24 protein-coding genes are annotated in these 23,294 nt (G+C 68.8%); 14 read left to right on the forward strand and 10 right to left on the reverse strand.

The features are described 5' to 3' along the window. Nucleotides 1–321: 321 nt before the first annotated feature. The 8 genes from AC1D2K_RS02525 to AC1D2K_RS02560 all read left to right on the forward strand — a co-directional run bounded on the left by AC1D2K_RS02525 (nucleotide 322) and on the right by AC1D2K_RS02560 (nucleotide 9,746). Nucleotides 322–1,302, forward strand: a complete 981-nt coding sequence (locus tag AC1D2K_RS02525) for a transglutaminase family protein (protein WP_478086057.1) — start codon at nucleotides 322–324, stop codon at nucleotides 1,300–1,302. Further along, nucleotides 1,299–1,757, forward strand: coding sequence for a RidA family protein (locus AC1D2K_RS02530; RefSeq protein WP_478086059.1), 459 nt, complete (start codon nucleotides 1,299–1,301; stop codon nucleotides 1,755–1,757). The genes AC1D2K_RS02525 and AC1D2K_RS02530 overlap by 4 nt, the downstream gene beginning before the upstream one ends. After that, the gene (locus AC1D2K_RS02535) at nucleotides 1,754–2,209 is read left to right on the forward strand and encodes an Lrp/AsnC family transcriptional regulator (RefSeq protein ID WP_478086111.1); all 456 of its coding nucleotides are present in this window, start codon (nucleotides 1,754–1,756) and stop codon (nucleotides 2,207–2,209) included. The genes AC1D2K_RS02530 and AC1D2K_RS02535 overlap by 4 nt, the downstream gene beginning before the upstream one ends. 25 nt (nucleotides 2,210–2,234) lie before the next feature. Further along, nucleotides 2,235–3,047, forward strand: a complete 813-nt coding sequence (locus AC1D2K_RS02540) for a helix-turn-helix transcriptional regulator (RefSeq protein WP_478086061.1) — start codon at nucleotides 2,235–2,237, stop codon at nucleotides 3,045–3,047. Nucleotides 3,048–3,151: 104 nt separating this feature from the next. After that, a complete protein-coding gene (locus AC1D2K_RS02545) occupies nucleotides 3,152–4,585 on the forward strand; it encodes an aldehyde dehydrogenase family protein (RefSeq protein WP_478086063.1) in 1,434 nt (477 codons plus the stop codon). Nucleotides 4,586–4,692: 107 nt separating this feature from the next. Then, nucleotides 4,693–5,682: a helix-turn-helix domain-containing protein gene (locus tag AC1D2K_RS02550; protein WP_478086065.1), complete on the forward strand. Its 990-nt coding sequence runs from the start codon at nucleotides 4,693–4,695 to the stop codon at nucleotides 5,680–5,682. Nucleotides 5,683–5,807: 125 nt separating this feature from the next. Then, nucleotides 5,808–8,114 carry a primary-amine oxidase gene (gene tynA, locus AC1D2K_RS02555; protein WP_478086067.1) on the forward strand — a complete coding sequence of 769 codons (2,307 nt, stop codon included), beginning with the start codon at nucleotides 5,808–5,810 and terminating at the stop codon, nucleotides 8,112–8,114. A 48-nt stretch (nucleotides 8,115–8,162) separates the two neighbouring features. After that, entirely contained in the window at nucleotides 8,163–9,746 is a 1,584-nt protein-coding gene (locus AC1D2K_RS02560; protein WP_478086069.1) for an amidase, read from the forward strand. A 45-nt stretch (nucleotides 9,747–9,791) separates the two neighbouring features. Here AC1D2K_RS02560 and AC1D2K_RS02565 read toward each other — a convergent pair whose 3' ends face one another. Both AC1D2K_RS02565 and AC1D2K_RS02570 read right to left on the reverse strand, forming a co-directional pair. Next, nucleotides 9,792–10,982: a saccharopine dehydrogenase family protein gene (locus AC1D2K_RS02565; protein WP_478086071.1), complete on the reverse strand. Its 1,191-nt coding sequence runs from the start codon at nucleotides 10,980–10,982 to the stop codon at nucleotides 9,792–9,794. Between the two features lie 240 nt (nucleotides 10,983–11,222). Further along, nucleotides 11,223–11,915: a Crp/Fnr family transcriptional regulator gene (locus AC1D2K_RS02570; protein ID WP_478086073.1), complete on the reverse strand. Its 693-nt coding sequence runs from the start codon at nucleotides 11,913–11,915 to the stop codon at nucleotides 11,223–11,225. 89 nt (nucleotides 11,916–12,004) lie between these two features. On the opposite strand from AC1D2K_RS02570, the gene AC1D2K_RS02575 reads away from it, so the two are divergent. The 6 genes from AC1D2K_RS02575 to AC1D2K_RS02600 all read left to right on the forward strand — a co-directional run bounded on the left by AC1D2K_RS02575 (nucleotide 12,005) and on the right by AC1D2K_RS02600 (nucleotide 16,468). After that, nucleotides 12,005–13,087 carry an aminotransferase class V-fold PLP-dependent enzyme gene (locus AC1D2K_RS02575; protein WP_478086074.1) on the forward strand — a complete coding sequence of 361 codons (1,083 nt, stop codon included), beginning with the start codon at nucleotides 12,005–12,007 and terminating at the stop codon, nucleotides 13,085–13,087. After that, on the forward strand, nucleotides 13,084–13,515 hold the full coding sequence (locus AC1D2K_RS02580) for a hypothetical protein (RefSeq protein ID WP_478086076.1): 432 nt from the start codon (nucleotides 13,084–13,086) through the stop codon (nucleotides 13,513–13,515). The genes AC1D2K_RS02575 and AC1D2K_RS02580 overlap by 4 nt, the downstream gene beginning before the upstream one ends. Nucleotides 13,516–13,536: 21 nt before the next feature. Further along, entirely contained in the window at nucleotides 13,537–14,526 is a 990-nt protein-coding gene (locus tag AC1D2K_RS02585; RefSeq protein WP_478086077.1) for a Bug family tripartite tricarboxylate transporter substrate binding protein, read from the forward strand. Beyond that, on the forward strand, nucleotides 14,523–14,924 hold the full coding sequence (locus AC1D2K_RS02590) for a RidA family protein (protein WP_478086078.1): 402 nt from the start codon (nucleotides 14,523–14,525) through the stop codon (nucleotides 14,922–14,924). Before AC1D2K_RS02585 ends, AC1D2K_RS02590 begins: the two co-directional genes overlap by 4 nt. A gap of 32 nt (nucleotides 14,925–14,956) precedes the next feature. Further along, on the forward strand, nucleotides 14,957–15,748 hold the full coding sequence (locus AC1D2K_RS02595; protein WP_478086079.1) for a cyclase family protein: 792 nt from the start codon (nucleotides 14,957–14,959) through the stop codon (nucleotides 15,746–15,748). 189 nt (nucleotides 15,749–15,937) lie between these two features. Then, the gene (locus tag AC1D2K_RS02600; protein ID WP_478086081.1) at nucleotides 15,938–16,468 is read left to right on the forward strand and encodes a hypothetical protein; all 531 of its coding nucleotides are present in this window, start codon (nucleotides 15,938–15,940) and stop codon (nucleotides 16,466–16,468) included. A 53-nt stretch (nucleotides 16,469–16,521) separates the two neighbouring features. Here the strand turns inward: AC1D2K_RS02600 and AC1D2K_RS02605 are convergent, their stop codons facing one another. From AC1D2K_RS02605 to AC1D2K_RS02640, 8 genes are all read right to left on the reverse strand, one after another. Next, a complete protein-coding gene (locus AC1D2K_RS02605; protein ID WP_478086113.1) occupies nucleotides 16,522–17,547 on the reverse strand; it encodes a LacI family DNA-binding transcriptional regulator in 1,026 nt (341 codons plus the stop codon). Nucleotides 17,548–17,561: 14 nt separating this feature from the next. Beyond that, nucleotides 17,562–18,554, reverse strand: a complete 993-nt coding sequence (locus AC1D2K_RS02610) for a 2-hydroxyacid dehydrogenase (protein WP_478086083.1) — start codon at nucleotides 18,552–18,554, stop codon at nucleotides 17,562–17,564. After that, a complete protein-coding gene (locus tag AC1D2K_RS02615; protein WP_478086085.1) occupies nucleotides 18,551–19,510 on the reverse strand; it encodes a sugar kinase in 960 nt (319 codons plus the stop codon). The genes AC1D2K_RS02610 and AC1D2K_RS02615 overlap by 4 nt, the downstream gene beginning before the upstream one ends. Further along, a complete protein-coding gene (locus AC1D2K_RS02620) occupies nucleotides 19,510–20,244 on the reverse strand; it encodes a sugar phosphate isomerase/epimerase family protein (RefSeq protein WP_478086087.1) in 735 nt (244 codons plus the stop codon). The genes AC1D2K_RS02615 and AC1D2K_RS02620 overlap by 1 nt, the downstream gene beginning before the upstream one ends. Before the next feature lie 16 nt (nucleotides 20,245–20,260). Beyond that, complete coding sequence (locus AC1D2K_RS02625) at nucleotides 20,261–21,040, reverse strand: amino acid ABC transporter ATP-binding protein (RefSeq protein ID WP_478086089.1); 780 nt, start codon at nucleotides 21,038–21,040, stop codon at nucleotides 20,261–20,263. A 25-nt stretch (nucleotides 21,041–21,065) separates the two neighbouring features. Beyond that, the gene (locus AC1D2K_RS02630) at nucleotides 21,066–21,863 is read right to left on the reverse strand and encodes a transporter substrate-binding domain-containing protein (protein ID WP_478086091.1); all 798 of its coding nucleotides are present in this window, start codon (nucleotides 21,861–21,863) and stop codon (nucleotides 21,066–21,068) included. 78 nt (nucleotides 21,864–21,941) lie between these two features. Continuing rightward, nucleotides 21,942–22,595 (reverse strand): amino acid ABC transporter permease, encoded by a 654-nt coding sequence (locus AC1D2K_RS02635; RefSeq protein ID WP_478086093.1) that lies wholly within the window; start codon nucleotides 22,593–22,595, stop codon nucleotides 21,942–21,944. Nucleotides 22,596–22,600: 5 nt separating this feature from the next. Beyond that, entirely contained in the window at nucleotides 22,601–23,272 is a 672-nt protein-coding gene (locus AC1D2K_RS02640; protein WP_442281436.1) for an amino acid ABC transporter permease, read from the reverse strand. Nucleotides 23,273–23,294 lie beyond the last annotated feature (22 nt).

The raw sequence follows: 23,294 nt of genomic DNA on the forward strand, positions 1-23,294 counted from the left end.
CCCCGAAGCCCGGCATGCGGTGCGGGACGGGCGATCCCCTCTGCGCCGCTGAGGAGCGCAGCTTCAGGCGGATAAGGGCCGCGCGTGTTTGAGCGCAGCGAGTTTGCGCGGACCCCGCCTGAAGCGAGCACCGCAAGGCAGCCCGAAGGGCCGGCGCAGTGGGGTCGGCGGGCCCGTACCGCGTGCCGGGCGCGCTTCCGAGGGAAACAAGCCTGGCGCACAACCAACATCCCTCCTTGGAGTTCCGCTTGGAGAAAAACCCCAAGCCCAATTCTTGACCCCTCGTGCCCGCCCTCCGCGGGCGGCTGTAAGCTCTGCCTTATGCTGCTCCACGTCACCCACGCCACCCGCTACGACTACGCGCCGCCGGTCGAGACGGCGCAGCACCTGGCGCACCTGAAGCCGCTGAACACCGTGTCGCAACGCCTCGTAAGCCATGCGCTGACGATCAGGCCGACGCCCGCCCTGCACGAGGAGTCGCCGGATGTCTACGGCAATGCGCGCGCCTTCTTCGCGCTCGAGTCGACGCACGACGAGCTGGTGGTGACCGCCGAGAGCGTGGTCGAGACCGCGCCGCCCGTGCTGTCGCCGGCGGCGGCGCCCGAGCTGCCGTGGGAAGAGGTGCGGGAGCGCTTCCGCTACGTCAAGGACTCGGGCTACGACCCGGCCTCCGAGTTCGTCTTCCCGTCGCGCTACGTGCCGCGGCACGACGACTTCGCCGCCTACGCGCGGCCCAGCTTCGCACCGGGCCGGCCGGCCTTCGACGCGGCGATGGACCTCACGCTGCGCATGTTCCGCGACTTGGAATACGACGCCGAGAGCACCGAGATCAGCACGCCGGCAATCGAGGCCCTGGCGCAGCGCAAGGGCGTCTGCCAGGACTTCGCCCACATCATGATCGCCTGCCTGCGCACCCTGGGCCTGCCGGCGCGCTACGTGAGCGGCTACCTGCTGACCCAGCCCCCGCCCGGCCGCCCGCGCCTGATCGGCGCCGATGCCTCCCACGCCTGGGTGTCGCTCTACCTGCCGGGCACCGACGGCCCCGGCGACTGGGCCGACTTCGACCCGACCAACGGCCGCCAGCCCGGCGAGGACTACGTGACGCTGGCCATCGGCCGCGACTACTCCGACGTCTCGCCGATGCGCGGCGTGCTGCATGGCGGGGCCCGGCACACGCTGGATGTCAGGGTCACCGTGCGGCCGCTCGAGGAGCTGAAGGACGAAGCCGTTCGGATCGCACAGTCCCAATCGCAATCGCAATCGCAATCCCAATCTCAAACCCGGAACAAGGAGTCCTCATGAACGTCTACGACACGCTGTCCCGCCTCGGCATCACCCTGCCGCCCGTGGCCACCCCGGCCGCTGCCTACGTGCCCTTCGCGCGCACCGGCAACCTGGTGTTCCTCTCGGGCCACATCGCCCGCAAGGACGGCAAGCCCTGGGTCGGCCAGCTCGGCGCCACGCTCGGCACCGACGAAGGCAAGCAGGCCGCGCGCGCGATCGCGATCGACCTGCTCGGCACCCTGCACGCGGCGGTCGGCGACCTGAACAAGGTCAAGCGCATCGTCAAGCTCATGAGCCTGGTCAATTCGACCAGCACCTTCACCGAGCAGCACCTGGTGACCAACGGCGCGAGCGAGTTCATGGCCGAGGTCTTCGGCAGCGAGAAGGGCGCCCACGCGCGCAGCGCCTTCGGCGTCGCGCAGATCCCGATGGGTGCCTGCGTGGAGATCGAACTGATCGCCGAAATCGAATAAGCAGTTCGTTGGACGACACCGACCGCCACCTGCTGAGCCTGCTCCAGGCCAACGCCCGCGAGCCCGCCGCGACGCTGGCGCGCAAGCTGGGCATGGCGCGCACCACGGTCGTCGCCCGCATCGCGCGGCTGGAGCGCGACGGCGTGATCGCCGGCTATGGCGTGCGGCTCGGCCAGCGTCTCGAACACGCCGCCGTGCGCGCTTACTGCGGGCTCAGTGTGGCGCCGAAGGCCGGCGCCGCGGTGGTCCGCGCGCTCGAACGGCTGCCCGAGGTCGAGGAACTCTCGGCCGTCAGCGGCCAGTACGACTACATGCTGGCCCTGCGCTGCGAGACCAACGAGCAGCTCGACGCGCTGCTCGACCGCATCGGCCTGATCGAAGGCATCCAGCACACGCACACCTCGGTGGTGCTGAGCCGCAAGATCGATCGGCGCAGCGCGGTGGCGCCATAATCCCGGACCCCGGGGAACCCATCCGATGCACAGCGACGACGTGCTCCAGACCCAACGCCGACTGCGCGGCAGTCTGCTCGACGACCGCCGCGCGCTTCCCTGGCGCCCGGCCCGCGAGTTCGCGGCGCAGATGCTGCTGTACGTCGAAGACCCGCTCCAGTGCTGGCGCGTGGGCCTGGAGTGCCTGCGCGAACTGCTCGACGCCGATCGGGTGGATGGCGGCTTCGCCGAACCCGGGCAGGCGCTGTATGCGCCGCTGGCCGAATCGCTGCGCCCTGGCGGTGCCGTGCCTTCGGTGGTCGGATTCGCGATGGATGCCCGCGATCCGAGCCTGGCCGCCGTCTGGGCCGCCGAGGGCGTGGTGGTGTTCGGCGACATCGCGAGCGATGCGCGCTTCGGGCCGCAGATGCGTGCTCAGCTCGGCACCATCGGCACCCGCACCAAGCTGGCCGTGTCGCTGCACGACGGCGCACGCTCGCTCGGCCTCTTGTGCGCGGACTGGATCGAGCCCCGCACGGCCTGGCGCTCCGAGGCCTTCGCCCAACTTCCGCTGCTCGCACGCGCCGTGCTCACGCCGGTGCTGACGGCGGCACGCTCGCTCAACGATGCGCGCGACGCTGCAACCGCTCCCGATCCTGCGGCCCTCGCCGGACTCACGCCGGCCGAGCTGAAGGTCGCGCGCATGGCCGCCACCGGGATGAGCTACAAGGAGATCGCGCGCGAACTCAAGCGCTCCTTCTCGACCGTCGACCACCAGCTGCGCAGCGCGCGCGACAAGCTGGGCGTGTCCTCGACCGCACGCCTCGCGGGCGCCCTGTCGGTCCACCTGCCCCACTGACGGCGCTCCATGGGGGTGAACCCTATCGCGAATCTTCGCGATGGAGCAGCGCGGGCGCGCTCCCTAGACTGCGCGGGCCACCATCCACCGTCTGGAGACACCCCGTGAGAACCTTTCAGAACACCGTGAACGGCCGCCCCGCCGCCGCCGCCGCCCGCACTTTCGAATCGAAGAACCCCGCCACCGGCGAGACGCTGGGCCTGGTGCCGCACGCCACGCCGCAACAGGTGGCCGAAGCCGTCGCCGCGGCGCGCGCCGCGCAGCCCGCATGGGCCGCACGTCCCGACGCCGAACGCCAGGCGCTGCTGATGCAGGTCGCGCAAGCCATCAAGGCCAATTCCGAGTACCTCGCCGAATGGGTGACGCGCGAACAGGGCAAGCCGCTCGGCGGCGTCGGTCCCGACCAGGTACCCGGCGCGCGCTTCGAGCTCTGGGGCTGCGAAGTCTGGACACAGGTGCCCGCGAGCCTCGAGCTGCCGGTGGAAGTCGTCTTCGAGGACRCCACGCGGCGTGACGAAATGCACCGCCAGCCCTTCGGCGTGGTCGCCGCGATCGCGCCCTGGAACTGGCCGCTGCTGATCGCCATCTGGCAGATCGTCCCGTCCCTGCGCGCCGGCAACACGGTGGTGCTCAAGCCCTCCGAATACACGAGCATCGGCACGCTGGAGATGGTCCGCATCATGGCGGAGGTGCTGCCGCCCGGCGTGCTGAACACCGTGACCGGCGGCGGCGATGTCGGCGCCGCCCTGGTGGAGAACAGCGGCATCGACAAGATCATGTTCACCGGCTCGAACGCCACCGGCGCGCGCATCGCCGCGGCGGCGGCGCGCAATCTCACGCCGACGACGATGGAACTGGGCGGCAACGACGCCGCGATCGTGCTGCCCGATGCCGATCCGAAGGCGATCGCGATGGGGCTCTTCTGGGGCGCCTTCCTCAACATGGGCCAGACCTGCGCCTGCGCCAAGAGGCTGTACGTGCCCGACAGCCTGCACGACGCCGTGGTCGCCGAGCTCAAGGCGCTCGCGCAAGCCATGCCGATGGGCAACGGATTGGCGGCCGGTACCGTGATCGGCCCGATCCAGAACCGCATGCAGTACGACAAGGTGGTGGCGCTGGTCGAGGACGCCAGGGCAGGCGGAGCGACCATTGTCTGCGGCGGCAAGGCGCCCGGCGGTCCGGGCCACTTCTATCCGGTGACGCTGGTCACCGACATCGCCGACGGCAGCCGCCTGGTGGACGAGGAGCAGTTCGGCCCGGTGCTGCCGGTCATTCGCTACAGCGACCTCGAATCCGCGATCGCGAGCGCCAACCGGCTCGACGCCGGACTCGGCGCCTCCGTCTGGTCCGCCGACATCGACAAGGCCAGAGCGGTCGCCTCGCGCATCCGGGCCGGCACCGTGTGGATCAACCAGCATGGCGCGATCCATCCCATGGTGCCCTTCGGCGGCGTCAAGCGCTCGGGCTGGGGGGTGGAATTCGGCATCGACGGCCTCAAGTCGGTCACGCAGCCGCGCGTCATCAGCATCAAGAAGTAACGGCGTGCCAAAACGAGCGGCAGAAACCCGACCATCAGGGTAATCCGGCTTCCGAAACGCCGGGGCCTGCGGCACGCTTCTTGCGCCGAATCCGTCCGGATACCGCCATGGAAGACGTCTGCTACACCACCCTCGACACCCGCGATGCGGACGAGCATGCCGCCGGGCTGAGCGCCTGGGACCAGAAGTACGAGCAGATCTCTGCYGGCCGTTTCAGCGGCCACGTGGAGGACCTGCGCGTGGGACCGGTGCAGGTGTTCGCGGAGACTGCGAGCCGCGCGGTTTTCCAGTGCGGTATGCCGCGCGCCGGGACGCTCACGGTCGGCCTGATGCATCCCGTGACCGAGGCCGGCTGGTTCTGCGGCCATGCGCTCGAACGCGACCGCATGATCGCCGTGTCGTCCGGTTCCGAATTCGACCTGATCGCGGGCGCGGGCATGGATGTGATCGGCATCTCCATCGACACCGCGCACCTGTCGGCACTGGCCGCCCAGTTGCGCGGCGGCGAGCAGGTCGCGCAGCCATTGCAAGGCCCGTGCGTGCTGGCTTCGTCTGCGGCCGTCCAGGCCGGGATGAAGCAACTCGTCGATTCCGCGCTCGCGCTCGCGCGGCTGCAGCCTGCGCTGCTGCAGGAGCCCGCAGCGCAGCGCATGCTGGCGCTCTCGCTCTCGGAGGCGATGCTCGACGGCGTGGCCGGCGATCGCCACGAAGCGAGCGTGCGGCCCAGCGCCGCCGCGCGACGGCGCATCCTCTACGCCGCGCGCGACTACATGCACGCCCATGCCGACGAGGCGATCACCGTGCCCGACCTGTGCCAGGCCACCTGCGCCTCGCGCCGAGCGCTGCAATACGCGTTCGAAGAGATCCTGCACCTGAGCCCCGTGACCTACCTGCGCGTGATGCGCCTGAACCGCGTGCGCGGCGAACTGCTCGCGCACAGCGACGAGACGGTGGGCGACGTCGCGGCGCGCTGGGGCTTCTGGCACCTGTCGCGCTTCGCGGCGGACTACCGCCAGCACTTCGGCGAACTGCCCTCGGCGACCCGCGCGCGCGGTGCCGCCAGGGCCATGCCGACCGGCATGCTGACCACCCACTGACCGGCTTGCGGCCCGTGGAGGTCGTTCGAGGCCCCGGGCGAAGTCTTGCCGAATCGGGATAACGGGCCCCGTGCACTGCCTCGTAACCTCCGTCGAAACCACTCCCACAGCGACGCAGGACTTCGATGCAGCATCCACAGTTTTCAGATTCCCGCCCTCTGCGCCAGCGCGCCGCCGCACTGACGGCCATCGCGGTGCTCGCGGCCTGCGCCGCGCTCACGACCTTCGCACCGCCCGCGCACGCCCATGGCGGCGCGGCGCACATGGTGCCGCTGAAGAAGACGCTGGAGGACTTCGGTGCCGCGGTGCGCTGGGACGGCTTCGCCAACGTCTTCACGATTTCGCGCAACAGCATGCTGGTGCGGGTCAAGCCGGGTTCGCGCACCGCCATGGTGAACGGACAGCCGGTGCAGCTCGACGTGCCGGTGACGATGCGGGCCAACACGGCCTATGTGTCGCACGATTTCATCAACCAGGTATTCCAGTCGGGGCTGGACAAGACCTTTGCGGTGGAGCGCACGCCGAGTCCGCTCAACCCGCTGACCGCCGACGAGATCCAGGCGGTCGTCGCGATCCTCAAGTCCTCCGGCCGCTACCAGCCCGGCTACCGCTTCACCGAGATCACGCTGAAGACGCCCCCGAAGGACGAAGCATGGAACTTCGCGCTCACCGGCCAGCCCGTGCGCGCGCCCCGCCAGGCCTCGGTGGTGGTGCTCGACGGCAAGAAGCTGATCGAAGGCACGATCGACCTCGCGGCGCGCAGCGTCACGAGCTGGAAGCCCATCGAGGGCGCGCACGGCATGGTTCTGCTCGACGACTTCGCCACGGTGCAATCGGCCATCGAAGGCAGCCCCGAGTACGCGCAGGCGCTGCGCAAGCGTGACATCCACGACGTGAGGAAGGTGGTCGCGACGCCGCTGACGGTCGGCTACTTCGACGGCAAGGACGAACTGAAGCAGGAGCAACGCCTGCTCAAGGTCGTGAGCTACCTTGACGTGGGCGACGGCAACTACTGGGCCCACCCGATCGAGAACCTGGTCGCGGTGGTGGACCTCGAGCACAAGAAGGTCGTGAAGATCGAGGACCAGGGCGTGATCCCGGTGCCGCTCAAGCCGACGCCCTACGACGGCCGCGACCGCAGCGCGTCCCCCGCGCCCAAGCCGCTGGAGATCACCGAGCCCGAGGGCAAGAACTACACCATCAGCGGCAACACGCTGCACTGGCGCAACTGGGACTTCCATGTGCGGCTCGATTCGCGCGTCGGGCTGGTGCTCTCGACCGTCACCTACAACGACCGCGGCACGCGCCGCAAGGTCATGTACGAAGGCTCGCTCGGCGGCATGATCGTGCCCTACGGCGACCCCGACGTGGGCTGGTACTTCAAGGCCTACCTCGATTCGGGCGAGTACGGCATGGGCACGCTGACTTCGCCGATCGCGCGCGGCCGCGACGCGCCCGACAACGCGGTGCTGCTCGATGCCACGCTGGCCGACTACGCGGGCGCTCCGGCCAAGGTGCCCAACGCGATCGCGGTGTTCGAGCGCTATGCCGGCCCCGAGTTCAAGCACCAGGAGATGGGCAAACCCAACGTCAGCACCGAGCGGCGTGAACTGGTGGTGCGCTGGATCAGCACCGTCGGCAACTACGACTACATGTTCGACTGGGTCTTCGCCGAGAACGGCACCATCGGCATCAACGCCGGCGCGACCGGCATCGAGGCCGTGAAGGGCGTCAAGGCGCGCACCATGCAGGATCCAACCGCCGCCGAAGACACGCGCTACGGCACCTTGCTCGACCACAACATCGTCGGCACCACGCACCAGCACATCTACAACTTCCGGCTCGACCTCGACGTCGATGGCGAGGCCAACTCGCTGACCGAGATCGACCCGGTGGTCGAGAAGAACACGCGCGGCGGGCCACGCACCAGCACCATGCAGACCGTGCAGCGCACGGTGGCGAGCGAGAAGGCGGCAGCTCAGAAGTTCGATGCGTCGACCATCCGTCTCCTGAGCAACCCGAACCGGCTCAACAAGGTCGGCAATCCGGTCTCGTACCAGCTCATTCCTTACGCGGGCGGCACGCACCCGATCGCCAAGGGCGCCAACTTTGCCAAGGACGAGTGGATCAACCACCGCCTGAGCTTCATGGACCGCCAGATCTGGGTCACGCGCTACGACCCGCAGGAGAAGTTCCCCGAAGGCAAGTATCCCAACCGCTCGGGCAAGGACACCGGCCTCGGCCAGTTCACCGCCGACGACCAGCCGATCGTGAACACCGACAACGTGGTCTGGCTGACCACCGGCACCACCCACGTCGCGCGCGCCGAGGAGTGGCCGATCATGCCGACCGAATGGGTCCACGCGCTGCTGAAGCCCTGGAACTACTTCGACGAGACGCCCACGCTCGGGCTGAACCAGCCGGCCAAGTGAGCCGCTCGCTTCACCTCCATTCCAACATCCAGACCACGAGGACATCCCATGCAAGACTTCGACCCATCGCCATCCCTCGGCGGCGCGACCACGGATCGTCGCGACTTCCTCAAGGCTGGCGCCGCCCTGCTCGCGACCACACCGCTGGCTGCGCTGGCCCAGGGCGCGAGTCCGGTCACCCGGCCCGCCGGCGAGATCACCGGCTGGTCGGCCATCGCCTTGTCGCGCGCCATCCAATCGCGCAGCGTCTCGTGCGTGGAGGTGATGAACGCCTATCTGGCGCAGGTCGACCGCTTCAATCCGACGGTCAACGCCATCGTCTCGCTGCAGGCGCGCGAAGGGCTGCTCACGCAGGCCCGGCAGCGCGACGCCCAGCTGGCGACAGCGAAGAACGAAGGCCGCAGTGTCGGCTGGATGCACGGCTTTCCGCAAGCGCCCAAAGACCTCGCGGCCACGGCCGGCATCGTCACCACGCAAGGTTCGCCGATCCTCAAGGACTACGTGCCGAAGACCGACGCCATCGTCGTCGAGCGGGCGCGCAAGGCCGGCGCGATCCTGATCGGCAAGACCAACACGCCGGAATTCGGGCTCGGCTCGCACACCTACAACGCCGTGTTCGGCACTACGCTGAATGCCTTCGATCCGACGAAGAGCGCGGGCGGCAGCAGCGGCGGCGCCGCCGTGTCGCTGGCATTGAACATGCTTCCCGTGGCCGACGGCAGCGACATGATGGGATCGCTGCGCAACCCGGCCGGGTGGAACAATGTCTTCGGCTTCCGGCCTTCGTTCGGGCGCGTGCCCTACGGCCCGACCAACGAGGTCTTCATGCAACAGCTCGGCTACGAAGGCCCGATGGGCCGCAGCGTGGCGGATCTCGCGATGCTGCTGTCGGTGCAGGCCGGCCATGACGCCCGCGTGCCGCTGTCGATCGACCAGGACCCGGCGATGTTCACCAGGCCGCTGGCCAAGGACTTCAAAGGCGCGCGCATCGGCTGGATGGGCGACTACAACGGCTACCTGCCGATGGAGCCCGGCGTGCTCGACACCTGCACCCAGGCGCTCAAGCACTTCGAGACCATCGGCTGCACGGTGGAAGCGGTTCAGCCCGATTTCTCGATGGAGCGCCTGTGGAAGACCTGGCTCACGCTGCGCGGCTTCCTCGTCGCGGGCGTGGCCGGCGGGCTCTATGCCGATCCGAAGACGCGAGCCATGATGAAGCCCGAAGCCGTCTGGGAAGTCGAGAAGGGCCTCAAGGTCTCGGGCGCGGACGTCTACCGCGCCTCCATCGATCGCAGCGCGTGGTACCAGGCGCTCAACACGCTGTTCCAGAGCTACGACTACCTGGTGCTGCCATCGGCGCAGGTGTTTCCCTTCGATGCCAAGCTGGACTGGCCCAAGAGCGTCAACGGCAGGACGATGGACACCTACCACCGATGGATGGAGGTCGTCGTCGGCGGCACGCTGGCCGGCGTGCCGGTGCYGAGCGTGCCGGCCGGCTTCGGTCCGGGCGGGCTGCCGATCGGTCTCCAGGTGATGGGCCGCGCGCAGGCGGATCTGGCAGTGCTCCAGATCGGCAACGCCTACGAGCTGGCGTCGAAGTACACGGCAAGGCGCAGCCCGCTGCTCGCCTGAAGACGACACGGGTCAATCGAACCGGATGCCCTGCGCCAGCGGCGTTCATGCTTGTGGCTCCTTGCGTGCGCGACGTCGCGCCTGAGGCGGCCAAGCATGGGCGAAAGTGGCRCCGCGATGCGGGCCGGCCGGCGCCGCGCCGCCACCCGGTTCGCCGAGCGCGGCGAAGCAGCTGCCGACGCGGGTGGCCAGGAAGGCCTCGAGCGCCACCCGCTCCTGCCCCACGAAACCGCGCGCCGGCAGGCGGCCTGTGCGCAGCAGCTCGAACACGCCGACCACGCCCGCCGCGGTGGCGAGTTCGATCGCGGTGCGGTCCACGCCGCGCAGGCGGCCGCCCTGGATGCGGGCCATGCGCGTTTCCTGCTCGAGGCGCCCGCCACGCAGGCCGGACGCCGAGGCGAACACGATCACCACGTCTTCCCGGCTGTGCGGCACGGCGTACTCCAGCACCTGCCGCAGCAGGTCCCGCCGCTCGGCCAGCCGCAGGTCGTGCAGCAGCAGCGCCATCGCATCGCGGTGGCCCGGGTAGCGCAGCGTCTTGTAGTCGAGGTTGCGCACGCGGCCCGCCAGCGTCTCGCACAGCGTGCCGAGCCCGCCCGAGGTGTTGAAGGCTTCGTAGGTGTCGCCGTCGAGCACCAATGTCTCGTGCCCTTCGAGGGGCTGCGCCGACACGGGCTGGCCCTGCACGATGGCCGCGCAAGGATGGCAGTATTCGTTGATGAGGCCGTCGATGCTCCAGGTGAAGTTGTAGCGCAGGCCGTTGGTGGCGTGGCGAGAGAGAGCGCCGACGCGCAGATGCAGGTCGTGCAGTTCGTCGAACCGGCCGGCGAGGTGGGCCCCCAGCATGCCGATCACGCCGGGCGCCAGGCCGCACTGCGGCATCAGCACCGTGTCGGCCCCGTCGGCCAGGCCACGGATGACGTGGGTGGCCGCGACATCCTCCGTCAGGTCGAGGTAGTGCACACCGAGCGCGCGCGCGGCCGCCGCGACGCGCCCGGCCTGCTGGAAAGGCAGCGCGTTGATCAGCAGCTGGTGCCCGGCCAATGCCGCCGCCAGCGCTGCGTCGTCCCCGACATCGAGCACCGTGCGCCGCACCAGCCGGTCGTCCAGCGCGCGCCGCGGGGGTTCGCGGTCGGCGAGCGTGACCGGAATCCGGTGGTAGTCGGCCAGCATGTCGGCCACCGTGCCACCCACCTTGCCGGCCCCCAGCACCAGCACGTTGCGAATCGAGATCATCGGGTCCTCCCTGGCATCCATCGAATGCAAGAACAGACTCTAGGAGGCCCCGCCGTCAGGCGGAAGCCGCCATTGCGTCGAAGGACCGCCCTGCACGGACGAAACGACGGCCCGGACGATCGAAAGGTCAGCCAGCGCCGCAAGCCGGGCACGGCGAGAAAAAGATGCCGGCTTGTAAAGCCGTTGACATACGGCGCCGCGAGCCGTTCCTACACTGGATCGCCATCGACCCGATGTCCTTCACAAGACCACGGCCCGCTGCCTCAGCGCCTGCATCTCTCGAATCACGCAATGCGACTTGACCATCTCGATCAGGCCCTGCTCCTGCAGCTGCATCAGCACGTTGGAGGTCATGACCCGGCTCAAGCCGGCGAGGTTGGCCATCTCCTGGTGGGTGAACGAGATCCGTATCGCGACGCCCTGCCCTTGCGCCTCGCCGTAGGTGCCGGCCAACTGCACCAGGTGATGGACCACCCGCTGGGTCGCCGTCGCCTGGCTCAACAGCAGGTTCTGGTGCGCCAGCACGCGCAGCTTGACATTCATGAGCCAGAGCACCTGGCGCATGCACGCGTCGTCGCGCGCCATGGACTGCAGCAGCTGGGCCAGCGCCACCTGCCGCGTGACCACGTCCGACGAGGCCACCGCGGTGACCGAATGCCGGCCGTCCAGGAACGCGCTGCATTCGCCGACCATCCCCTGCGTGCCGACGATGGCCAGGTGTTTCTCGTGGCCGGCCTCCGACAGCAGCACCAGCCGGACACGGCCCTGCTCGACGACGTGGACATGGGTCACGGCGTCGCCCTGCGAGAACAGGGTCTGCCCCTTGCGGAAGTCCACCCGCGGCGCGCCCTGCGCCATCAGCATCTCCCAGCGGAAATGCGGCACCTCGATCCACGCCGAAGGGGAAGCCGTCGTCTCTGCGTTCTTGTTCATCGCCTCGAAGTCCCATCGTCCCGGCGGGCAGTTTCATGAAACATCCATTCTCCTCATACCGAAAGCTTTTTCCCATCCTGGACAACGCGGTGCAGCTGTCCAGCTGCTCGCAAAGCGCGCTGAGCCTGCCGGTGCGTCAGGCCATCGACGAGTACCTCGACGTCTGGGTGCGCCGCGGCGCCGACTGGGGCTACTGGATGGACCAGGTGGCCCTGGCGCGCGCCGAGTTCGCACGCATGATCCACGCCGATGTCGAGGACATCGCGGTGCTGGGCAGCGTGTCGGATGCCGCGTCGGCGATCGCCTCGGCGCTGCGCTTCGACGGCGGACGCCCCGACGTCGTCACGAGCACGCTGGACTTTCCCTCGATCTGCCACGTCTGGCTGGCACAGCAGCCGCGCGGCGCGCAGGTCCGCCTGGTTCCGGCCGAGGCGGGCCGCACCGACACCACCGCACGGGTCGCGGCGGCGGTCAACGACCGCACGGCACTGGTGTCGGTGTCGCAGGCCTGCTTCTATGACGGCCAGATCGTCGACATCGCGGCCACCGGCCGGGCTGCGCGCGCGCACGACGCGATCCAGTTCGTCGATGCCTACCAGTCCGCCGGCTCGATCGCGATCGACGTCCGCGCCCAGGAGGTCGACATCCTGGCCGCCGGTGCCCAGAAGTACCTGCTGGGCATTCCGGGCATCGCGTTTCTCTATGTGCGGCCTGCGCTGGCGCGGCAGCTCGTGCCCACGGTCACCGGCTGGTTCGGCCGCGTCAACCCGTTCGCCTTCGATCCCGCGCAGCTCGATTTCGCCGACAGCGCCACGCGTTTCAACACCGGCACGCCGCCCATGATGTGCGCCAGCGTCGCGCGCGCCAGCATGGCCCTGCTCAACGAGATCGGTGTGCCGGCGATCGAGGCCTACCTGCAGCAGCTGTCGGCCGTGGCCATCGAGGAGGCGGCGCGCCTGGACCTCGAGGTCGCGAGCCCCCTGGACCCCGCCGCCAAGGGCGCGAACACCGCGATCCGCATCGCCAACGCCGCCGCGGTCGAAGCGCAGATGCTGCAGTCGGGCTACGTGGTCTCGGCGCGCAACGACGTGATCCGGATCGCGCCGCACTTCTACAACACGGCCGACGACGTCGTGGGCGCCCTGCGCGCGCTGGCTCGCCTGACGCGATGACGGCCACCCACAGCGCTTCGGTCCACTGCCGCGCGAGCACGCAGCAGGCCCTGGACTTCCTTTGCGATGGCCTGGCGCTCGGCCAATGGGCCCTGGGCTGCTGGCAGACCGAGGCGGTCGGCGGCGGCATGGTGCGCGGCCACTCGCTGTTCGACGACACGCCGAGCTGGGTGCGCCCGGTCGTCGACGAGGCCCGCATGACAGTGAGCTACCACGTGGGCGGCGCGCCCGATGCGCTGAGCCCGCGCATCCACGCCGTGGTGGAAGTCGATCCGGACGGCTGCCGGATCAGCCTGCATGCGTCGCGCACGCCCGACATGGATGACGCCCGCTGGCTGCGCCTGGTGCGTTGCCACGAGCTGGAAGTGCTCCTGATCCAGGCACGCCTGGAGCACCAGGCTGCGCCACCCGGTCCGCAAGTTCTTTGACACCACGATGAGGAAGAGATCATGAACCGACGTCATTTCGGCCAGGCCTTCACGGCGGCCCTGCTCGCCCCCGCGCTCTCGTCTCCCTGGGGCGCCCACGCGAGTACCAAGGCTTACACGGGACCCATCCGCGTGCTGGTGGGCTTTCCGCCGGGCGGCGCCACCGACGTGGTGGCGCGCGCCGTGATCGACAAGCTCGGCAAGGCCATGAACGGCCAGGTGTTCGTGGTCGACAACAAGCCCGGGGCCGGCGGGCAGATCGCCGCCCAGCTGCTCAAGGCCGCGCCGGCCGACGGCTCGACCATCATGCTGTCGATCGACCACACGCAAGTGATCATTCCGCTGACCCTCGCCGCCGCCGGCTACGACCCGGTGGCCGACTTCACGGCGCTGGCCGGCGTGGCCTCCTACTACAACGTGCTCGCGGTCAGCGCCGCCACCGACGTCAAGACCATGGCCGAGCTCGGCGCCTGGGTGAAGGCCCATCCGAACGAGGCCAACTACGGCATCCCGGCAGCCGGCAGCGTGCCGCAGTTCATCGGCCACATCGTCGGCAAGTCCTTCGGCGTCACGATGAACTCGGTGCCCTACAAGGGTGGCGCTCCGATGGTGCAGGACCTGCTCGCGGGCCAGATTCCGATCGGCATTGCCTCGATGACCGAGTTGATCGAGTACCACCGCGCCGGCAAGGTGCGCATTCTCGCGAGTTCGGGCCAGGTGCGCAGCAAGACCGCGCCCGAGATCCCGACTTTCCTCGAACTGGGCTACAGCGGCATCGACAAGAACCCGTGGCTGGCCTTCTTCGGGCCGAAGGGCTTGCCGGTCGAATTCGTCGATCAGTTCGACCGCGCGATGAAGATCGCCCTGGCTCAGCCCGACCTGCAGGAACGGCTGGCCAAGATGGGCAACGAGGTGACGCCGGCGCCGGCCAAGGAGGTCGAGCAGTGGGTGGTCGATGCCTCGCGCGGCTGGGGCAAGGTGATCCGCGACTCGGGGTTCAAGGCGCAATGAGCATCGACTCCGACACGCCACGCACGTTCATCCAGAGCGGCTCCCGCTGGGAGGAGCTGGCCGGCTACTCGCGCGCCGTGGTCGACGGCGACTGGATCTTCGTCTCGGGCACGCTGGGCCAGGTTTTCGCCACCGGCGAGTTTCCGGCCACCGTCGAGCAGCAGTGCGATGTCGCGCTCGACACCATCGAAAGCGCACTGGCGCAGGCGCGGGCCAGCCTGGCCGACGTGCTGCGCGTGCGGGTCTATGTGCCCGATCGCGGCGATGTGATCGCGGTCAGCGGTGTGCTCAAGCGCCGCTTCGGCGCCAACCGCCCGGCCAACACCACGCTGTGCAGCGCATTGGCGGTCGAGGGCGCCAAGGTCGAACTCGAAGTCACCGCCCGGCGCCGCGCCTGAGTCTCCTTTTCCCCGTCTGATTGGAAGCCACGATGAACCTCCTGACCCAGCTGGCCACGGCCATGCGCGACCGGTCGGTCCGCACGATCGATCTCACCCACACCCTGAGCGAGGACTTCCCGCCGCTGCAGTTGCCGCCGCAGTTCGGCCAGGTCGCCGCCTTCAAGATGGAGCGCATCTCGCGCTACGACGAGGCCGGCCCTGGCTGGTACTGGAACAACTTCACCTGCGGCGAGCACACCGGCACGCACTTCGATGCGCCCGCGCACTGGGTGACGGGCAAGGACCATCCGCGCAACACGGTCGACACCATCGACACCGGCAACTTCATCGCGCCGGCGGTGGTGGTCGATGCCAGCGCCGAGGTCGCCGAGGATGCCGACTGGCTGCTGACGGTGGATTTCCTGCAGGCCTGGGAAGTGCGCCACGGCCGCATTCCCGAAGGCGCATGGGTGCTGCTTCGCACCGACTGGTCGAAGCGGATCGCCGACCCGGTCGCCTTCGTCAACATGCGCGACGACGGCGCCCATACGCCGGGGCCGACGCAGGAGGCGGTCGAGTGGTTGATCCGCGAGCGCAACGTGCATGGCTTCGGCGTCGAGACGATCAACACCGATGCGGGTCAATCGCATGGCTGGCCGCTGGCCTATCCGTGCCACACCCTGATGCATGGCGCCAACCGTTATGGGCTGCAGTGCCTGAAGAACCTTGACCAGTTGCCGCCGACGGGAGCGCTGATCGTCTCTGCGCCGTTGAAGATCCAAGCGGGCTCGGGCAGTCCGTTGCGGGTGCTGGCGCTGGTCGAGGGCGATCCGGGCGGCTAGCCGCCCATCCGCTCGCCGGCGGCGCCCATCCTTCGCGGCGGGGCGGTCCGGAACTCTCATTCGGTTTCACTTGATCCGTGTCCGAATTGACGCACGTCAACAATTCGAGGGTCAACCTCGGACATGCTGCCCCTGTGGGACAGGCTCCCAGGAATTGCAGCTTCTTTCAACCACGTAGGGGGAATCTTCATGACGACCCGACGCGTTTTCGTGACCTCCGCGACCTTGCTCGCCTCGACTCCCGCACTCGAGACCGCCAGGGCACAGGGCGCCGATGCGCCGGCGAAGCCGGCCGACTTCCTGTTCGTGCAGACGGCGAACAGCATGACCTACGACAAGACGAACGGCAAACTGACGCTGAAGGATGTGAGCCCGATCACGGTGTTCTTCTCCGACCGCCCTGAACACATCGCCGGAAACATGAAGACGGCAGCATTCGTTCCCTTCTGGAGCAAGGGCAAGGACAGCTTTCTTTCGGATCCGCCCAATGCCGACATCTCCATCATCGAAGGCAAGTCGATGCGGCAAGTGATAGCGATCCTGCAGACGCCCGTACTGAAAGGCTCCGCCCTGTCCTACACGATCAAGGTCCTGCAGGGCAACATGCCGGCCAAGGGAGCGGAGGTCTCGGTGTTCATCGACGTCATCGGCATGCCCATGACGCCCGTGTCGTACGCCGGCGTCGCACGGCGGAGCTACCGTCGCGCGGTCATTCGATAGGTCGGAGCGCGCCGCTCAGTCCACGGCGCGATGGCGCGATGGACAAGCGCGCGTCAAGCGCTGCTCGACGATCCCCGCACCACCAACTGCCCCGGCAGCAGCAACTGGCGCGCCGGCCCTTCCAGTCCTCGCAGGCGTTCGAGCAGGCAGGTCGCCGCGACCCGGCCGATGTCCTCGGTGGGCTGCGCGATGGCGCTCAGCCCGGGGCCGATCAGCGGTGCCCATTCGGCGTCATCGAAACCGACGAAGCCGATATCGATTCCGAAGCGCAAGCCCAGCCGCGCCATCGCCGCGGCCACGCGCAAGGTCACGACCGCATTGCCCGCCAGCACCGCGGCACGCTTGCCGCGCTTGGCGCGCTTGTGCAGGGCGCGCAGCGCGGCATCGAGGCCCTCGCTGTCGTCACCTGTGCATTCGCACACCTCGCCGGCCACGCGCGGCTCGTGCGCCGCGATGCAGGCCCCGAAGGCCGCCGTGCGCTCGCGCCGCGAACTCACGCCCTTCTGCGGCTCCGTGATGTAGAGCAGCTCGCGGTAGCCGCCTTCGACCAGGTGGCCGCAGGCCGCGCGCATGGCCGCGGGGTTGTCCAGCGACACGAAGTCCGTGTGCATGCCCGCATGGCGCCGGTCCACCAGCACGGCAGGCTTGCCATGCAGCGCGTCGGCGTCGACCAGCCCGGCGCCGCGACCCAGCGTGTTGAGGATGAAGCCATCGACCTGGTAGCCGGCCAACGCATCGATGGCCTCGCGCTCGCGGTCGATGTCGTTGCCCAGGTTGAACAGCATCACGAGGTAGCCGGCTTCCTGGCAGGCCTTCTCCGCGCCGCGCAGCACGGCCACCGAATACGGATTGGTGATGTCGGCCACGATCAGGCCGATCAGGCGCGATCGGCCGTGGCTCAGGGCCTGCGCCATCGGGCTCGGCGTGTAGGCCAGTTGCGCGACCGCGGCCTCGACGCGGGCCGCGATGTCGGGACTCAGCAGCCGCTCGCGATGATTCAGGAACCGCGAGACCGTCGCCTTGGAGACGCCGGCCGCCTTGGCGACGTCGGCGATGGTGGCGCGGGCCGGACGCTGCATGGAGGTTCGGGCGCTCAAGCGGATGCGGTGTCGTAGACGGCCGTGGGGCACTCGCCGGCCAGTGCCTGCAGCAGATTGGTCGTCGCGAGCTCGGCCATCGCATGCCGGGTCTCGTGCGTGGCCGAGCCGATGTGCGGCAGCGGGGTCACGCGCGCATGGGTGCGCAGCGGCGAATCCGCGGGCAGCGGCTCGGTCGCGAAGACGTCGAGGCCGGCCGCATGCAGCGTGCCGTGGTCGAGTGCGGCGAGCAGCGCGTCTTCCTGCACCGTGGCGCCGCGGCCGCCGTTGATGAAGATGGCACCCGGCTTCATCGCGGCGAAGAACTTCGCATCGACCATGCCGCGCGTGCTGTCCGACAGCGGCAGCATCGCGACCACGAAGTCGGCGCGGGCCAGCAGCTCGTCCAGCGGCGTGTGCGCGGCACGGCCCTGCAGCTCGGGCGCCTGCGCGGCCAGGTCCACCGGCCGGCGCGCGTGATAGAGCACAGGCATGCCGAATCCGAGCGCGGCCCGGCGCGCAACCGCCTGGCCGATGCGGCCGAAGCCCAGCAGGCCCAAGGTCTTGCCGTGGACGTCGAAGCCGAACAGATCCTCGCCGATGTTCTTCGTCCAGCGGCCTTCCCGCACCAGGTTCGAGAGCTCGACCACGCGCCGGCTGGTGGCCATCAGCAGGGCGAACACGGTGTCGGCCACGGTCTCGTCGAGCACGCCGGGCGTGTGGCACAAGGTGATGCCGCGCGCGTGCAGCGACGCCAGCGCATAGTTGTCGACCCCGACCGAAACGCTGGACACCACTTCGAGCTGCGGCGCGCGCGCCAGCAGCGCGTCGTCGACCGGGTAGCTGGAGCCGATCAGGCCATGGGCCTTGGCGAGCGCCGCGTCGAAGGCCGCGCGCTGCGCCGGCAGGCGTGGATTGGCGACCGTGACCTCGTGCACCGCCTGCAGGCGCGCGAGCTGGTCGTCGGGAAGCTCGCGAAACACCAGCACGTTCTTGCGGGCAGCAGTCACAGTCCGGCCTCCTCGAGTTCTGCGCGAGTCGGCAGGCCCTCAGTATCGCCGAGGACCTGCACCGCGCGGGCGCCGATCCAGGCGCCGCGCCGCACCGCATCGGGCACCGCCTTGCCTTCGAGCAGCGCGCTGACCACGCCGGCCGCGAAGCCGTCGCCGGCGCCCACGGTGTCGACGATGTCCTTCACAGGGAAGCCTTCGACTCGGCCGCTGCCCGCGACATCGCTGTCGTAGTAGGCGCCTTCGGCACCGAGCTTCACGACCACCAGCCGGGCACCGCGTGCCCGGTAGAAATGCGCCACGCCCTCGGGCGTGCTTTCACCGGTGAGGAACAGGCCCTCCTCCAGGCCCGGCAGCACCCAGTCGGCGCGCGCCGCCAGGTCGTTGATCCAGTGCCGCATGGTCTCCGGCGACGACCACAGCGTCGGGCGCAGGTTGGGGTCGAAGGAAATCGTGCGGCCGGCCGTGCGCATCACGTCCATGCTCTTGATGGCCGCCTGCAGGCTGGTGTCGGAGATCGCCGCGAACACGCCGGTGGCGTGCAGGTGGCGCGCCGAGCGCAGCCAGGCCTCGTCGACGTCGGCCGGACCCATGTGGCTGGCGGCCGAGCCCTTGCGGTGGTATTCGACCGGCGGATCGCTGCCGTCGGTCACGCGGCCCTTGAACTGGAAGCCGGTGCGCTGGGCCGCATCGCTGATCACGTGCGAGCAGTCGATGCCCTCGCCCTGCATGGTGGCGAGCAGCGCGCGGCCCATCGAATCGGTGCCGAGCCGGCTGGCCCAGCCGACCCGCAGGCCGAGGCGCGAAAGGCCGATCGCAACGTTGGTCTCGGCGCCCGCGGTGCGCTTGTGGAAGGCGGTGGCGTTCTCGATCGGCCCGGGCTGGTCGGCCACCAGCAGCAGCATGGCCTCGCCGAACAGCGCGACGTCGAAGGTGGCAGCGGCAGCGTTCGTCATCAGAGGGAGCGGATGTGGGTGATCTGGTCGCGCGTGACGGCCTGCAGGTCGTCACCGACCAGAGGGTATTCGATGGCGCGCGGCACATCGGCCGGCAGCGCCCGCAGCACGGCGCGCCAGGGCGCGACCGAATCGGCCAGCGGCACCGCCACCCACTTGGCCGGCAGCCGCTGCACACCCTTGCAGTGCACGTAGCGCACGCGGCGGCCCAGCGCCTGGGCCGCCTGCAGCGGACACTCGCCGACCCAGTGCCAGTTGCCCATGTCGAAGGTCATGCCGAGCTCCAGCCCGGCGCGGTCGGCCGCGTCGAAGAAGGCCTGCAGCGCCGCCAGCGTCCCGGCGGAGACGGTCTGGTCGTTCTCGATCACGAGCTCGACCCGGGTCTCGGCGAGCTGCACCTTCAATCCCCACAGCGAACCGTGCGAGGCCGGACCGAAGTCGCCGATCGACATCTTGAGTCGCCTGGCGCCCAGCGTGGTCGCGGCGGCGATGCCGCGGGCCAGCGCGGCGCTGTCGAGCCAGCCGCCTTCGGCCCAGAGGCCTTCGGGGCTGGAATAGACCGAGGCCAGCCCGGCCATGGCGGGCAGCTCCGAGGACGGGTCGCGCAGCAGTTCGCCGCGCACCTCGACGCTGTCGGCGCCCGCGGCGCGCGCCAGTTGCGCGCACCAGAGCTGGCCGTGGCGCCCGATCTCCGAGGCGCCGAAGGATGAAAGGGAAATCAATACCGGCGTCATGTCGTCGATCGCGGCGTCAGTGCGCTTGATGGGAACTCAGGATTTGTCCGAGAAACTGCCGCGTCTTCTCGTGCTTGGGATGGCCGAAGAATTCGGCCGGCGGGCCCTGCTCGACGATCTGGCCGTCGGCCATGAAGATCACCCGGTCGGCCACGCTTCGCGCGAATCCCATCTCGTGCGTGACGCACAGCATGGTCATGCCGTCCTCGGCCAGGCCGATCATGGTGTCGAGCACTTCCTTGACCATCTCGGGGTCGAGTGCCGAGGTCGGCTCGTCGAACAGCATGATCTTGGGCGCCATGCACAGCGCACGCGCGATCGCCACCCGCTGCTGCTGGCCGCCCGAGAGCTGGCTCGGGTACTTCTGCGCCTGCTCGGGAATGCGCACGCGCGTGAGGTACTTCATCGCCACCTCTTCCGCCTGCAACTTGCTCATGCCGCGCGAGCGCATCGGCGCCAGCGTGCAGTTCTGCAGGATCGTGAGGTGCGGGAACAGGTTGAACTGCTGGAACACCATGCCGACCTCGGCCCGCACGGCGTCGACGTTCTTGCCACCGGCCGTGAGCTCGATGCCGTCGACCACGATGCGGCCCTTCTGCACCGTCTCGAGCCGGTTGATGCATCGGATGAGCGTCGACTTGCCCGAGCCCGAGGGCCCGCAGATCACGATGCGCTCGCCCGTGCGCACCGACAGGTCGATGCCGGTCAGCACCTGGAAGCTGCCGTACCACTTGTTCACCGCCTCCATGCGGATGATCGGATCAGCGCCTGCGGCGGTCGTGACTGCGTCGGTCATGGATGTTCCCTGGAATCGGTCCGGCTTACTGCAGCTTCGGCAGGTCCGTCTGCAGCCACTTTTGATAGAGCTTGTTCAGCTCGCCGTTGGCCGTGTTCTTCGAGACGAACTCGTTCACGTTCTTGAGCAGGTCGTCCTGGCCCGGGCGCATCGCGATGCCCATGGACTGCTGCAGCAGCGTGAACTTGTTCTCGAAGGTGTTGGCCGGCACGCGCTTGGCGATCTGCGCCGCCACCGTGACCGAGCAGCCGATCGCATCGACCTGGCCCGACATCAGCGCCTGCATCGCCGAGGCGTCGTCGTCGAAGCGGCGGATCTCGGTGCCTTCGGGCGCTGCCTTGGTCACGGCCACGTCCTGCGTGCTGGCGCGGGCCACGCCCACGCGCAGGCCCTTCAGGTCGGCCGCGCTCTTGATCGGCGTGCCGCTCTTGCCGTACAGCACGACGGTCGCGGCCGCATAGGGCTGCGAGAACTGCACCTGCTTGGCGCGCTCGGGCGTCACGGCCAGCGAGGCCACCAGCAGGTCGACCTTGTTGGTCAACAGGAAGGGAATGCGGTTCGGACCGGTGACCGGCACGATGTTGGCCTTCACGCCCCAGTCCTTGGCCAGCAGCTTGGCGACGTCGGCGTCGTAGCCGTCGGGCTGGTTCTTCGCATCGGTGGTGCCATAGGGCGGGAAGTCGACCAGCATGCCGATCGTGATCTCGCCCTTCTTCTTGATGTCGGCCACGGTCTGGGCCGAAGCGAAGGGAGCGAAGGCGGTCAGCGCGGCGCCCAGGCCCAGGGCTGCAATGACCGCGCGGCGGGTGGTGGAACGGATCATGTCAGGTCTCCTTGATTGAACAGAAAGAATGAGGGAAGGCGCGCGCGACACGAAGTGCGCGAAGACTGGGGGAGAGCTTCATCTCCCGAGCGCCTGTGCCCGCTTGCGCTCCATGCGCGCGGCCAGCAGCGACAACGGCCAGCAGATGACGAAATAGATCGCGGCCACGGTCGTGAAGACGTGCAGCGGCTGGAAGGTGGCGTTGTTGATGATCTGCCCGGCGCGCGTGACTTCGGTGAAGCCGATGATGGCCGCCAGCGAGGTGCCCTTGATGATCTGCACCAGGTAGCCGACCGTCGGCGGCAGCGCGATCTTGAAGGCCTGGGGCAGGACGACGTCGCGCATGCGCGATGCGTAGTCGAGGCTCAGCGCCTCGGCCGCTTCCCACTGACCGCGCGGGATCGCCTGGATGCAGCCGCGCCAGATCTCGCCGAGGAAGGCGGCGCTGTTGAGGATCAGCGCCACGCCGGCGGCGATCCACGGATTGATGTCGAGGCCCAGCACCGGCGCGCCGAAGAAGATCAGGAACAGCTGCAGCAGGAGCGGCGTGCCCTGGAAGACCTGGATGAATGCGGTGGACAGGGTGCGGGCGGTCTTGCTGTCGGAAGTGCGTGCGAGCGCGATCACGAGGCCGAGGATCGCACCGCCGACGAAGGCGATCGCCGACAGCGCCAGCGTCCATTGGGCCGCTTCGAGGATGAACAGGAATTCGGGAAAGCCGAAGGTACGCATGATGTTCAGCGCCGATCCGGATAGTTGAGGGTGCGCCTGTAGATCAGCTTGAACAGGGCCGAGAACGCGAGCGAGAGCGCCAGGTAGATGCCGGCGACCACGATGTAGATCTCGAAGCTGCGGAAGGTCTGCGACTGCAGGTTGGCGGCCACCGAGGTCAGGTCGTCGGCCGAGATCACCGACACCACGGCCGAGCTCAGCATCAGCAGGATGAACTGGCTCGTGAGCGCCGGGTAGATGGCCTTCAGCGCGGGCTTGATGATCACGAAGCGGAAGATCTCCCAGGGCTTCAGATTGAGCGCCCGGCCCGCCTCGATCTGGCCCTTGGGGATCGACTCGATGCCGGCGCGCACGATCTCGGCGGCATAGGCGCCGAGGTTCACCACCATCGCGGTCAGCGCCGCGGTATAGGGCGACCAGCGCAGCCCGATGGCCGGCAGCGCGAAGAAGAAGAAGAACAGCTGCACCAGGAAAGGCGTGTTGCGGATGACCTCGATGTACGCGTTCACGATGAAGCGCAGCCAGGCCGGGCCCGAGGTCTTGCCCCAGGCGCAGAAGACCGCGACCACCAGGCCCAGCAGCGTGGCGACCAGCGACAGCTGGATCGTGATCCAGGTGCCTTTCAGCAGCAGCGGCCAGGCGGCGAAGACGGCGTCGAACTGGAATTGGTAGTTCACGGGGGGGCGTCGATTCGAAACA

Source organism: Variovorax sp. P1_H12_2, from assembly GCF_056405335.1.